We start from the raw sequence: 13250 nt of genomic DNA on the forward strand, positions 1-13250 counted from the left end.
AAGTTCGACAGTTTGGAAAGGGCTTTTTGTTTAACTTCTCCTTAAAAATTTTAAAATAGAAAAAACACTTCATTTTCTTTACGAAAAGAAGTGTTTCTCATGTAACAAGATTCTTCGTCAAGATTAGACGAGTTCCTGCTTTTTTCTCGGAATATAGAATGTGAAGTGTGTACCTGCCCCCGCTTTGCTGTGAGCATGTATAGAGCCTTGATGCGCCTCGATGATGTTCTTCACAATCGCAAGGCCAAGTCCAGTACCAGAACGCCCTCTCGTCCTTGCTTTATCGGCTTTATAAAAGCGTTCGAAAATAAAGGGCAGATCCTCTTCCGGAATTCCGCTCCCCGAATCTTTTACATCCATTTTCAGTCCGTTTTCCACCGATTGAACCGAGAAGTGAACCTCGCCGCCCTCTGGTGTATGACGAATAGCATTATCAATGAGATTCGTAAACACTTGCTCAATCTTATCTGGATCGAATACAAAGTGCGGTTCATCCACTTGAATATCATACGTAAGGTCGATTTGTTTTTCTTTCGCAATCCCGAGAAACTTACGGTAGATCTTCTCTGTCAGCTCTTCCGTATCTGTTGATTCAAGATTCAGTGTAATGTGACCTGCTTCCATTCTCGCTAGATCTAGAAGATCATTCACAAGTCGTCCCATTCGCAGTGATTCATCATAGATAATTTGCGCAATCTCTTTCTTTTCTTCTTCTGATCCTGCAATATCATCTACAATTGCCTCGCTGTACCCTTGCAGCATGGCAATTGGCGTACGAAGCTCATGACTGACATTGGCAATGAAATCTTTTCTCAGCTTATCAAGTCTTCGTTCCTCCGTCATATCACGAAGGACTGCAACTGCTCCTCTGACATCCTGCTGATTATACAGAGGAGACATGAGAAGAACCCAGGTACGCCCTTGCAGCGTAACTTCGATCATTTGCTCTTTTTCTGTACTGACAGCTGTATGAAATAGCTCGCGCGCTTCTGGCGGCAGTTCATCTCCATCTTTGATCTTCATATTTTGCTCGTAATACCATGCCTGTAAAAATCGTTCTGCTGGAGGATTTGTCATCAAGATCGTTCCATCAATATTGATGGTGATGACGCCATCAGCCATACTGCTTAAAATATTAGATAAATGTTCTTTTTCTTGATTTAAGGCTGTGATATGGAATTTAAGCTGCTTCCCCATTTGATTAAAGGCGATCGCCAGTTCTCCAATTTCATCTTGCGTTAAAATAGGAATCTTTGTATCAAATTTCCCTTTCGCCAAATCTTGTGCACCCTCTCTCATCTTTCTGAGAGGATAGGTGACACGTGTTGACAAGAAGAAAGCGAATATAGTGGTCAGTACAATCGCAATTCCGGCGGCTAAAAAGATGTAGCGTGTCGTATGTTTCGTTGTTTGTTCTACAGCGAGGAGTGACTGAGAAAGAAAGACCATGCCTTTTTTTCCGTTCGCCTCATATGGAACACCGACTACAATCCGTTCATCTTTTTGATTGCCTGCATCAGGTTCTGCACGTTTACTGATTTTTTTACGATCTTTCAGTGCTTGATTTAAATCGCTGTCTGCTTCAATTTGTTTCTTTGTAATCGCAGGAAGCTTCCCGTCTTTTTCAGACGAATACCACTCTAGCCCGTCCTCTTGGATGATCGCAATACTCGTCAATTTGTCAGCGAGCTCTGATGTAATCGACCTTGCAAGCGATTGATCCTCATGGCTTTCTAAAATGACCGCTACTTTGTTTGCCATTTGTGTTAAATCAGATTTTGCTTCTTCTACATGATAATTCTCAATGAACTCTAAAAGAAGCACAGTTAAAATAGATAAAACGATCAGGACGAGGAAAAGAATGGTTAACCATAGCTTTCCTACAACACTTTTCCACAGTTTCATTCAGCGCCGACCTCAAATTTGTACCCGACACCCCATACAGTTACGATTTTTTTCGCTGCTTCTGGTGACACTTTATTCAGTTTTTCACGAAGTCGTTTGACATGCGTATCAACTGTTCGTAAGTCTCCAAAGAATTCATATTGCCATACTTCTTTTAGCAGCTTTTCTCTGTCATAGACCTTATCTGGTGTTTTTGCAAGGAAATATAAAAGCTCATATTCCTTCGGCGTGAGGCTGACTTCTTTGCCATCAGCCGTCACTCTATGTGCATCATGGTCAATAGAAAGATGAGAAAACACAAGAACATCCTTTGTTGTTGTCCCAGTATTCAAATAAGACGTTTGAGACGATCTTCTGAGCAATGCCTTTACACGTAAAACCACTTCACGCGGGCTGAAAGGTTTGACGATGTAGTCATCCGTTCCTGCCTCAAATCCTTGAACGCGGTTGGCTTCTTCTCCTTTTGCCGTCAGCATAATGATTGGAGTCGCTTTTTTGTCTCGAATTTGATTACACACTTCGATTCCATCTGTACCAGGCATCATTAAATCGAGCAAAATGAGGTCGTAATCGGTTTGAAGCCCTTTTTGAATCGCCTCATCTCCATTTTCCGCTTCATCGATTTCATAATTTTCACGTTCTAAATACATTTTTAAAAGGCGGCGAATTCTTGCCTCATCATCTACGACTAATATTTTCGTTTGAGTTGTGTGTTCCATTAGACAGTCCTCCTGCTTTCTCCGTTGTTACATTCATTTTAACAAAAAGCCGAATTGAATTATAAAAGTTGGCTTTTCCTTGTGATTATGCGTAAGAATGAAGCCCCGCAATGACAAGGTTGACAAAGATGAGATTAAACATAATAATGGCGAAGCCGATCACAGCAAGCCATGCGGACTTTTCACCATGCCAGCCTCGCGACAAGCGAAGATGAAGATAGGCAGCATAAAAGAGAAACGTAATCAATGCCCATACTTCCTTCGGGTCCCAGCCCCAAAACCTAGTCCATGCGATTTGCGCCCAGATCATGGCAAAGATCAGCCCGCCTAACGCAAATACAGGGAAACCAATCGAAACCGCCCTATACCCAATTTCATCAACTAAATCTAGGTTCACCTGTTTCACTAGCGGTTGAAGCAGTGCGCTCAGCCGTTTGCGAATGATCAATCGAATGAGCCCGTATATGATCAGCCCTACGCCAAATGACCATAACACCGTATTGACCTTTCTACCTGAAAAAACAGGCGGCAGCTCAACAAACGGTTCCAAACGATCTTCCGTCACAAGCTCCCCTTTATGAGGTCCGACAAGAGCTGGCAACTCATAGACCATCTCACTTTTTTCTTTATTTTTATCGATCCAATTAAATGTCGCTTCATACCCTGTCATTCTAAAGATAGACGTAACAGCGATAAATGCAAGTGTGACCACAATCATAAACATGACAAGCTCTAAACCAAACGTCTTCTTCCCTGGCTTTGTTTGATCCACATGCTTTAATAGAAAGATGACACCTGCCACAAAGCTGATGGCTAAAATGGCTTGGCCAAGTGCTGCTGTTGTCACGTGAATATAAAGCCAATTACTTTGAAGTGAAGGAATCAGCGGTGAAATATCTGATGGGAACATACTTGCATAGGCAATAATTAATAAAGCGATTGGAAGTGTGAATAAACCAAGTACAGACACTTGATACACAAAATATAAAATGATGAATGCAAGCACCAGCATCATGCCAAAAGCCGTTGTGAACTCAAACAAATTACTGACTGGTGCATGGCCAGATGCGATCCATCTTGAAATAAAATAGCCCAACTGGCTCAAAAAACCGATGATGGTAAGCGTAATGCCAATGAGTGCCGCCTTATTCCTGCGCGGTCCTTCTTCTTTTTTTCCCTTAATGGCACCACCAAAAAAAGGAACTGCCGCTAAATAAAATAGAAAAGCTGCAAATAACAGATTTTCACTGACTGCCGCCATCTAATCCTTCCCCCTTGCTTTTGCTGATACTTGTTGTATCAGGCAGTTCTTTTTGATCAACTGGCTGTTTGATGCCACTGCCATTCAGTAACACACCAAGATCGGACTTTAACCCGAACCAGTTTTTGTTTGTATGTCCTGCCACCAATACTTTTCCATCCTTTGCCGACAGCCAGATTCTTCTATGCTGCCAATACATCCCCTGCACGACACCAATCATGAAGATGATTCCGCCTACTATGAGCACGCCAAGTGTTAAATCCTTTCTAACTGTTAACCCTGTGACGTTTTTCGTTTCAACCCGATCAAACTTCATTTTATATAGATTGTTATCAGAACCCTCTACTGTCTCTTGAATGGCGACAAAGCTTTTTTCACCTTTAGGTTTTTCAGGAGAAATCATTTCGAACACGAAAGCAGGATTATTCGGATTCCTTGTTTTCGTACTCGGCGTTCCATCATCGTCAAAATAAAAATCAGGCAGATAGCTCATCACCTTGACTTTGTAACCGCTACCAAGATCATATTCTGACTTAGGCTCCAGCAGATTAATCTTCACTGTACCGAAAGATTTTTCTGTATCTTTACGAATCAGCTGAAAGACCATTTGATCGAGTTCATTTTGCTTAAAATCTACTTGATATAATGAGAAATTGTCAAACTTGAGCGGTTCATTCACTTTGATATCGTGTTCTGTTACCTGCTTCAGCTTGGGCTTTTCACCAAATACAACTTCTCCTTCACGTTTGTATAAAATGGCATCCGTTTTATAGCTTTTCACCACTTGACCGTCGCCAGCTTTTTCAATGGCATTCTCAAACACTTCTTTCTCATTTCCAGCTTCATAGCGATCAATTGAAAACGCATTATTTTTCAAGAAGTATTGACCATCCGTACCTGGAATTGGTGCAGTTTCCCCTTCTCTGACCCAAAGCGTTTCATCCACGTACATGCCCGGGACAAACCGGAGCATCGCTCCAATGAGAAAGATGATTAGTCCAATGTGATTGACGTAAGGTCCCCAGCGTGAAAAACGTCCTTTTTCGGCTAAAATATGCCCATTTTCTTCTCGCACGCGGTAACGCTTTTGTTTCATTGCTCTTATGATGCCTTCATATGTATGCTGATCTAATGTTTTGTCTGTCTCGCTAAACAGACGCTGTCTTCTCATAAAGCCTTCTTTTTTGATAACCCCTTGGTTTTTGAGTGCTCGATAAAGAGGAATAACGCGGTCGAGACTGCAAATGACAAGGGAGATTCCGATTGATGCGACAAGAGCTAAAAACCACCAAGAATTATAAAGATCATGAAATCCAAGTGTGTAATACAGCTTGCCAAACGATCCATATTGCTCTTCATAATACGTGGAAGCAGATGCACCTGGCGGAATAAATCGCTCCTGCGGAAAAATCGTTCCAAGCGAAGAAGCGAGCAGTGTAATGACAATCAGCCACACACCCACTTTAACGGAAGAAAAAAAGTTCCATACTTTATCAACAATCGTTTTGTTGTATGTTTGCGAGCGTCTTGCACTGCCGTCATATCTCATATCAAGCAGCTTTGAAGAGTTTTTCTCTTTAGCCGCAATGGGATTCCCGCATGATTCACATAGAACAGTACCGATTGGATTAATATGTCCACACTCGCACTTTACCTCTTTCATTCTATGACCCCTTTGGTTTAATCAAATTCATATATTCATAGACATTACGTTCTGTCATCGTTCCCTTTATGACTTTGATTACCTTGCCTTCAGGACTGATTAAAAATGTGGTTGGCAGCGGCGTAATATCATATGCCTCTGTCACTTGGCGATCTTTGTCCATGGCAACAGGAAAATTCACGCCATAGGACTCCATAAAATTTTTCACGGCAATCTTGGATTCCGCTACATTGACTGCAACAATTTCCACACCGCGATCCTTGAACACTTCATATTGATTCGCCATATAAGGAAATTCTTGTTTACACGGACCACACCATGTACCCCAAAAATTAAGAAAGACACCTTTGCCTTTTAAGTCCTTTAACTCAATCCGATCCCCATCGACAGATTGAAGGACAAAGTTTGGCGCAATAGATCCTTCTTTGACTCGATCCTGTTTGGCAAATACTGAGTTATACATTGTATAACATAGTGCAGCAAGCATCACGAGGAGAATGCCCGTCCGTATGAAAAACCGTCTTTTTTTCATCTGAAGTACCCCTTCCCCATAGACATTCAGGTAAATTATAGCATTCTCCTTCTTTTGATGCTTCTTCATTTTTTGAAGTTTATGTGAAAATTAAAAAGCGCTTTTCCCATGATCAGCAATTGCTCTCAGGCGTTTTACTTCATGCGGAGACAATTCTCTGCGGTCTCCTGGTCTCATACCTTCAATATGAAGGAACGAATATTGCTCCCTTTTTAGCTTTAACACATCATGTCCAATCGCTTCAAACATGCGGCGCACCTGTCTGTTTCTGCCTTCGTGAATGGTTAATTGAACAATACAAGTTTGTTTTCGTTTATCAATAGAAAGCATTTTCGCACGAGCAGGTGCTGTTTTTTTATGATCTAACATGATCCCTTTTTCTAGCTTTCTAAGCAGTTCCTTTGATGGAATGCCTTTTAGCTTCGCTGCATACGTTTTATCAATTTCGTATTTCGGGTGCATGAGCTTATGGGCAAATTCCCCATCATTTGTAATCAAAATCAACCCGCTCGTATCATAATCTAACCGGCCGATTGGATAAAGGCGCTGCGGGACATCATCAAAGAAATCTGTGACGACCTTGCGTCCTTTATCATCCTCGGCAGCAGAAATGACGCCGCGCGGTTTATAAAGCATAAAGTAAACCGGTTCTTCTCTTTCAAGCTTTAATCCATTGACTTCAATTTTATCTGAAGAGCCCACCTTCACTCCGAGCTCTGTCACTGTTTGACCATTAACGGTAACTCGTCCTTCTTTAATTAATTCTTCAGCCTTTCGTCTTGAAGCGACGCCGGCATGTGCAATTACTTTCTGTAAACGTTCCATTTGTCTTTCACCTCATGTACTATCTTACTTGCTTGACTTAAAACAAACAAGCATTCGTGGAAAAATAAGCGTTTCGTCTGTCTAATTTCAGCTAAAAAGCGATTTTCCATCCATGAAATACAAAAAAGCGCCTGATTAGGCGCCGCTAAATAACAAACTGACGATAATCACAGAGGCAATGACACCAATGAGATCTGCTAGCAAACCTACTTTCAACGCATCTCCCATTTTTTTAATCCCGACTGCTCCAAAATAGACCGTTAAAATGTAAAGGGTGGTGTCTGTTGACCCTTGCATGACAGCTGCAAGCTGGCCAATAAATGAATCTGGGCCATAGGTCGCTATTAAGTCAGATGTCATTCCGAGTGCAGCCGTTCCTGATATCGGGCGAATAAACGCAAGCGGCACGACTTCTGGCGGGAAACCAATCGCTGTAAAGACTGGTTTTAATAGTCCCATAACAAAATCAAGCGCACCTGATGCACGAAATATCGTAATGGCTACAAGCATACCGACTAAATAGGGAATGATTGAAAAGGCAATTTGAATGCCCTCTTTTCCTCCCTCCACAAATGTTTCATAGGTTGGTACCTTTTTAATGGTTCCAGCAATCAAAATTCCTGCGATGATCAGTGGAATCAAAGCAAGTGACAGCCAGTTAATAAATGCCACAAGATCACCCCCGCCTGCTTCTGCGATAGTGGAAATAACGATCGATGATAATTGCACCGATTCCTGAAATGAGTGTTGCTAAAATGGTTGGCCCTACAATGTCTGTTGGCTGATCTGCCCCATAGGTCATTCTTATTGCTATGACGGTTGTTGGCACAAGTGTGATAGAGGATGTGTTGACCGCTAGAAATGTAATCATAGAACGGCTTGCTTCATTTTTCCCGCCGTTTAATGATTTCATCTGCTCCATCGCCTTAATTCCAAGCGGTGTAGCGGCATTCCCGAGACCAAAGAAATTCGCCATGAGATTGGACAAAATATACCCCATTGCAGGATGATTAGGCGGAATATCCGGGAATAGCTTTGAAATAAAGGGCCGGCACAATTTACTAAAGAAATTTAACAGCCCTGCCTCTTCGGCAATCTTCATAAGCCCGAGCCAAAAAACGAGGACACTAATCAAACCAATTGAAATAGTAACCGCTTCTTTTGAGCCTTTAAATACAGCCTCGTTCACTTCCTGCATCGTTCCATTAAACATCGCATAGACAAGACCGATGACAGTGAGAAATACCCAAATTAGATTGACCATGAAGATCCGCCTATAGATGTCTGAAAGACAGACTTAAACATTTCTTGAAAGCTTTTTTGAGGCATGCGGTTTCGTTTATTTTCATAAAAAATCGGTAATTGCTCGATCACCTGTCCATCTAATAAAATCGTCATTTTTCCGACAACATCTGGGATGGCTTCGGCGTTTTTTTTCCACTTCTTTTTAGGAGCGAGCATTTCCGTTTCAATTTTCACAAGTTTTTTTTCATCTTCATTTAAAAAATAGTCCACATCACGCTTGATAAACGCTTTTTTTTCGTAAAAGGTCCCTTTTAACGAAGCAAGCCTTCCTTTTTCAGCAAGCACATACGTTTTATAGTGATCAAATGCATATTCAAACATAGAGATATGATCCTTCCAGTCGTCCGGCGCATTAATGGTCACAGCGATCAGCTCGGCATCACCTTTTGCAGCGGTGGAGACAAGTGTTCGTTTTGCAAGCTTTGTATATCCTGTTTTCCCTCCGGTGGAATATTCGTATAAACCGGTGAGCAGCTTATTTTTATTTTTCCAATAGCCTTCCATTGTCTTCGCTTTATAGAAAGTTGTACCGGCAATTTTTTGATATTGTTTATGCTTCATTGCGTATTTTGTTAGGATCGCCATGTCATAGGCTGATGAATAATGATTTTTATGATCATCGAGTCCGTGCGGATTTTGAAAATTTGTATTCTCCATTCCTAGTTCAGCCGCCTTTTGATTCATCATAAAAATAAAGCCTTCTAAGCTGCCGCCAACATGCTCTGCAATGGCAACAGCTGCATCATTTCCAGAACGCAGCATGAGCCCGTATGTCAAATCTTCTAAGCTCACCTTCTGCCCTTCCTTTAAATAAATGGATGACCCCTCTGCCCCAATCGCACGTTTTGATACTTTAACGGTATCTTTCATTTTTCCTGATTCAATGGCTAATACAGCCGTCATGATTTTTGTAATACTGGCGATTCTTCTTTTTTCGTGCTCGTCCTTTCCAAATAGGACTCTGCCTGACTGTCCATCTATTAAAATGGCGCTTCTTGCACTCACTGATAATGAAATGTCTGCTTTGGCATGTGAAGAAAAAGGCAGTAAGAGTGTAAATAGAAGAAGGACTGCTGTTCCAATTTTTAAATAGGGCATGTTCATTCACGTCCTTGTCCGTTTTGTACAAGTGTATGCTCAGCTGAAAAAGTTATGATGCCTCGTCCATAAAAAAAAGCGCCTCTACATGTAGAGGCGCTTCTTCAAGTTGCTTATACCATTTTCACTTGCTGATGAGATGCCGTATATTCCAGCTCTTCTCTCATCGCTAAAAAGTCTTTTTCTAATGAAGAAAATAATTGTTTCATATCAGCGGATACTTCATGGTGAAAGACAATGCTGCTTTTTCCTGTATAGGCCGATCGGCTGTCTTCATACCATGTATCCTTTTTTGGCGTGAAAAATTCTTCAATGCATTGATGATAAATACGGTGAAGCATCTGCTGTGCGGCCTGCTGCGGGAATGTCTGCTGCTGGCCCATTTTCCTGCAAATGGCTGCTGCATCCTCGCTGTACACTGCAAGCTTCCGTAATGTACTCAATATGTCACAATAATAGGCTTCCGCTTCGGGGTTTAATCGTTTCAAGCTTGATAAGGTGGCTTCGTTCAGAAAACCATTCATTTCAATTGCAACCTTTGATAAAAAGACGCCTGCTTGATCAACTTGAGCCTTTACATTCATATGTGCCATTTGTTTCGTGTTTACCTTCCCCTCATGGCTTTGTCACCATTTTATCTGTCATCAAAAGATTTTAGACCTAAAATCTTTTTTATATTTTATCATACATTTTTCCTTCTTTTGAACTATTTTATGTCTTCAAATGTTTGATTGAAGTTTTCAAAAAATAGATCAGCCTCTTCTTGTACCCCGTCTGCTTCCACATTTTCTGGAAGCGGCGGTAATTCATCTAAGGCTTTTAAGCCAAATTGCTCTAAAAAGGTAGGGGTTGTCCCATAAAGAATCGCTCGTCCCGGACCATCGGCACGTCCTACTTCACAGAGCAGTGCTTTGGCTACTAAGCTATGAAGTACCCGCTCTGATTTGACTCCTCTAATCTCCTCTACCTCACTGCGTGTAATCGGCTGTTTATAAGAAACAATGGCAAGCACCTCCAGCGCTGCCTGCGACAAACCCTTGGATGGTGTCTCGACTAATTTTTTTAAATACATGCTGTATTCTTTTTTCGTCAGCAGCATATATGAATCTGCATATTCAATGAGCTCAATCCCTCGTTCTTGTTTTTGATATTCTTCCTTTACGGAAGACATAATGTCGAGTAATACCGACTCATCTACTTCAAGAACAGACATGAGCTGTTTTCTTGTTAAGCCTTCGTCCCCTGCTGCATACAGCAGCGCTTCTAAGATGGCTTTCCAATTCACGATATCAAGCGTCATGAATCGTTTCACTCCCTATGATATAAATGTCTTCAAAGTTCCCTTCCTGCTCTAACATGATTTGATGACTTTTCATCAATTCGAGAACAGCAAGAAACGTCACGACAAGGTGCTCCTTTTGATCATGCTGAAATAGAGTCATGAAATTGGTCCGCTTTTTTGTTTTTCTTAAATGGTTCATAATCTCATTCATTTTGTCTTCAATCGGGATTTCTTGTCTTGTAATCCTTGATGGTGCTGGTTTCGTTATTTTCTTTCGATTTAATACCTTTTGGAACGCACCTAACATATCATACACCGTTACGTGTAAATTTGTGTCCTTCGCTTCTGATTCTTTTGCAAATTCGCTTAAATCACTCGGTGGTTTTGTAAAGGCATTTTGCCTTTCTTCTTCGCGTTCCTTTAGTTCTTGTGCTGCATTTTTATACTTGCGGTATTCAATCAATTTGCCAATCAGCTCTTCTCGAGGGTCTTCTTCCTCTTCGAGCAGGTCTTCATCAAACAGCTCTTCCTCTTGTTTCGGAAGAAGCATTCTGCTTTTAATACTCAGGAGGGTTGCAGCCATGACCAAATATTCGCTCGCAACATCGAGCTCAAGCTCCCTCATCGTGTGGACATATAATAAATACTGCTCCGTAATTTTAGCGACGGGAATATCATAAATATCAATTTCCAACCGGTTAATTAAATGCAAAAGCAAGTCCAAAGGACCCTCGAACGAATCTATTTTCACCTGATATTCCAGCATCTTTTTCTCACCATTTCTACTGTCTTCTAAGTACCGTTTCACCGGCTAACCTTTAGTATAAGACAGGATAAAGCTCTCGTCCAATATAATTTCGGCCATAATGCCTTAGGCAAATCAAGAAAAACAGTGGATCCGCCCATACCAATAAGGGCATTTATACATAGAATACCATTGTAATCAGAACTGATGAAAAAGGAGGCCGTATCATTATGGGAGATGGCTATAACTTCGGCGGAGGATTCGCGCTTATTGTCGTGCTTTTCATCTTGCTGATCATCGTTGGCGCGGCTTGGGTTTATTAAAGAAACAGAGCGTCCTTTTCACTAAAGGGACGCTCTTTCTTCTTTTCTTTTCGATATGTTAGACTGAGAGTGGAAAAGGAGATGACCGCTGTGTATCCTGAAGCGTACGTGGCTTTTTTACACGAATTTCATACGACAAGAGATTATTTTGAGTGTCATGAAATTCTAGAGGAATATTGGAAAGAAGATCCCCCTAAGCAGCGCAAAGACTATTGGGTCGGGCTCATTCAGCTCGCTGTTGCCTTGTATCATCAAAGACGGGGAAATGGAAAAGGAGCAAAACGGCTCATTTCTAACAGTCTTCATTTGTTAGAAGCAAACCGTTCAGTATTATCGAATCTCGGTCTGGATGATGAGGCATTTCTGATGCTTCTGAGAACGCTGAAAAAGAAAATGGATGAAGATATGCCCTATGAGAGTGTGATGCTGCCGATCAAAGATGAAGCACTTCTTTCTTTATGCCAAGAAATGGCCCAAAAAGAAGGACTGCTCTTTGGACAGGAAAGCAACTTATCCCATACATTTTTAATCGAAAAACATAGACTCCGTGACCGGACAGAAGTTTTGCTTGAACGAAAAAAGCAGATTGAACGTAAAAAAAGCAGAGGACTGTAGCCTCTGCTTTTACATGTGTGATATTTAATTTGATTCGCTGTGACACTTATGAAAGAAGCCTTGCGTTAATTCATTTGGAATGAGTGTTTTGGTTTTAAATATTTCTTCCACGGCTAAAACCATTTCCTTGCCGATTCCTTGATCACGATGGGATGGATTCACACTAATATGCTCAATTTGTACTTGGTCGTCTGTTTTGAGCACACCAATAGCACCTACAATATCCTCGCCATCTTTCCATAGGAACAGCTGCCGATCTTCATCCATTTCATATGACTTCATCGTCTGCTGAAGCTGTTTGACGTCTTTCTCACCCGGCATAAAGGACAGAAGTCCCATGGCAATTTTTTCAAAAGACCTCTTGTAACGAATTAACATATATACCCCTCAATATTCAAATTATCCTAATTTCCAGCAAATGTCTTATGATTCATTTGCTCATCACACATTATAAACATTTTTATACCGTTTTTAAACTCTTTTTCACTAAATTAAGAGAACGTTCGATTGAGATTCGCCATTTCAATAGCAGCTGCAGCCGATTCGCTGCCTTTATTTCCTGCTTTTGTACCAGCTCTTTCAATGGCTTGTTCAATAGATTCTGTTGTGAGTACACCAAAGATAATCGGTACCCCTGTTGACATAGCACTCTGAGCAATTCCTTTAGCAGCTTCATTACAAACGTAATCATAGTGAGTCGTTGCGCCTCTGATCACGGTTCCAAGTGTGATGACTGCATCATATTTTTTGGTTTCTGCTAATTTTTTTGCCATGTACGGGATTTCAAAAGCGCCTGGTACCCACACAACATCGATATCATCACCATTTGCTCCGTGTCTTAGTAATGTATCTTCTGCTCCATCTAACAGTTTACTTGTAATAAAATCATTGAATCTCGCTACAACGATTGCAAATTTTAGTCCTTCTGCTACTACATGGCCTTGTATTGTATTCATATGTTGATCATCCTTTTTTGT

The 13250-nt window shown here is 41.1% G+C and carries 16 protein-coding genes; 2 read left to right on the forward strand and 14 right to left on the reverse strand.

The features are described from left to right. Window positions 1-123 precede the first annotated feature (123 nt). The 12 genes from NSS65_RS10810 to NSS65_RS10865 form a co-directional block, all read right to left on the reverse strand. On the reverse strand, window positions 124-1905 hold the full coding sequence (locus NSS65_RS10810) for an ATP-binding protein (RefSeq protein WP_326134801.1): 1782 nt from the start codon (window positions 1903-1905) through the stop codon (window positions 124-126). Continuing rightward, complete coding sequence (locus NSS65_RS10815; protein ID WP_003215596.1) at window positions 1902-2624, reverse strand: response regulator transcription factor; 723 nt, start codon at window positions 2622-2624, stop codon at window positions 1902-1904. Before NSS65_RS10815 ends, NSS65_RS10810 begins: the two co-directional genes overlap by 4 nt. A gap of 85 nt (window positions 2625-2709) precedes the next feature. Further along, window positions 2710-3885 (reverse strand): c-type cytochrome biogenesis protein CcsB, encoded by a 1176-nt coding sequence (gene ccsB, locus NSS65_RS10820; RefSeq protein WP_044332831.1) that lies wholly within the window; start codon window positions 3883-3885, stop codon window positions 2710-2712. Then, window positions 3869-5548, reverse strand: coding sequence for a cytochrome c biogenesis protein ResB (locus tag NSS65_RS10825; protein ID WP_268437382.1), 1680 nt, complete (start codon window positions 5546-5548; stop codon window positions 3869-3871). The genes ccsB and NSS65_RS10825 overlap by 17 nt, the downstream gene beginning before the upstream one ends. A gap of 1 nt (window position 5549) precedes the next feature. Continuing rightward, the gene (locus NSS65_RS10830) at window positions 5550-6080 is read right to left on the reverse strand and encodes a thiol-disulfide oxidoreductase ResA (protein ID WP_024422841.1); all 531 of its coding nucleotides are present in this window, start codon (window positions 6078-6080) and stop codon (window positions 5550-5552) included. 90 nt (window positions 6081-6170) lie between these two features. Then, a complete protein-coding gene (gene rluB, locus NSS65_RS10835; RefSeq protein WP_024422842.1) occupies window positions 6171-6905 on the reverse strand; it encodes a 23S rRNA pseudouridine(2605) synthase RluB in 735 nt (244 codons plus the stop codon). 135 nt (window positions 6906-7040) lie between these two features. Next, on the reverse strand, window positions 7041-7577 hold the full coding sequence (locus tag NSS65_RS10840; protein ID WP_024422843.1) for a spore maturation protein: 537 nt from the start codon (window positions 7575-7577) through the stop codon (window positions 7041-7043). A 4-nt stretch (window positions 7578-7581) separates the two neighbouring features. Beyond that, a complete protein-coding gene (locus NSS65_RS10845; protein WP_034280382.1) occupies window positions 7582-8169 on the reverse strand; it encodes a nucleoside recognition domain-containing protein in 588 nt (195 codons plus the stop codon). Then, window positions 8157-9308: a D-alanyl-D-alanine carboxypeptidase family protein gene (locus NSS65_RS10850; protein ID WP_326134802.1), complete on the reverse strand. Its 1152-nt coding sequence runs from the start codon at window positions 9306-9308 to the stop codon at window positions 8157-8159. The genes NSS65_RS10845 and NSS65_RS10850 overlap by 13 nt, the downstream gene beginning before the upstream one ends. 113 nt (window positions 9309-9421) lie before the next feature. Then, a complete protein-coding gene (locus NSS65_RS10855) occupies window positions 9422-9901 on the reverse strand; it encodes a YpuI family protein (RefSeq protein ID WP_041117855.1) in 480 nt (159 codons plus the stop codon). A gap of 113 nt (window positions 9902-10014) precedes the next feature. Next, window positions 10015-10608: an SMC-Scp complex subunit ScpB gene (gene scpB, locus NSS65_RS10860; protein WP_024422847.1), complete on the reverse strand. Its 594-nt coding sequence runs from the start codon at window positions 10606-10608 to the stop codon at window positions 10015-10017. Beyond that, a complete protein-coding gene (locus tag NSS65_RS10865) occupies window positions 10598-11356 on the reverse strand; it encodes a segregation/condensation protein A (RefSeq protein ID WP_046311657.1) in 759 nt (252 codons plus the stop codon). The genes scpB and NSS65_RS10865 overlap by 11 nt, the downstream gene beginning before the upstream one ends. A 209-nt stretch (window positions 11357-11565) precedes the next feature. Here NSS65_RS10865 and NSS65_RS10870 point away from each other — a divergent pair, with 209 nt between their 5' ends. Beyond that, window positions 11566-11658 carry a YjcZ family sporulation protein gene (locus NSS65_RS10870; RefSeq protein ID WP_012010430.1) on the forward strand — a complete coding sequence of 31 codons (93 nt, stop codon included), beginning with the start codon at window positions 11566-11568 and terminating at the stop codon, window positions 11656-11658. Window positions 11659-11748: 90 nt separating this feature from the next. Further along, window positions 11749-12273 carry a DUF309 domain-containing protein gene (locus NSS65_RS10875; RefSeq protein ID WP_034280377.1) on the forward strand — a complete coding sequence of 175 codons (525 nt, stop codon included), beginning with the start codon at window positions 11749-11751 and terminating at the stop codon, window positions 12271-12273. Between the two features lie 24 nt (window positions 12274-12297). On the opposite strand, the gene NSS65_RS10880 is transcribed toward NSS65_RS10875, so the two are convergent. Both NSS65_RS10880 and ribE read right to left on the reverse strand, forming a co-directional pair. Continuing rightward, complete coding sequence (locus tag NSS65_RS10880; RefSeq protein ID WP_024422850.1) at window positions 12298-12651, reverse strand: GNAT family N-acetyltransferase; 354 nt, start codon at window positions 12649-12651, stop codon at window positions 12298-12300. 113 nt (window positions 12652-12764) lie between these two features. Next, window positions 12765-13229, reverse strand: coding sequence for a 6,7-dimethyl-8-ribityllumazine synthase (ribE, locus tag NSS65_RS10885; protein WP_029706184.1), 465 nt, complete (start codon window positions 13227-13229; stop codon window positions 12765-12767). Window positions 13230-13250 lie beyond the last annotated feature (21 nt).

The organism is Bacillus sp. FSL K6-1006, from assembly GCF_038593175.1.
Taxonomy (GTDB): domain Bacteria; phylum Bacillota; class Bacilli; order Bacillales; family Bacillaceae; genus Bacillus; species Bacillus safensis.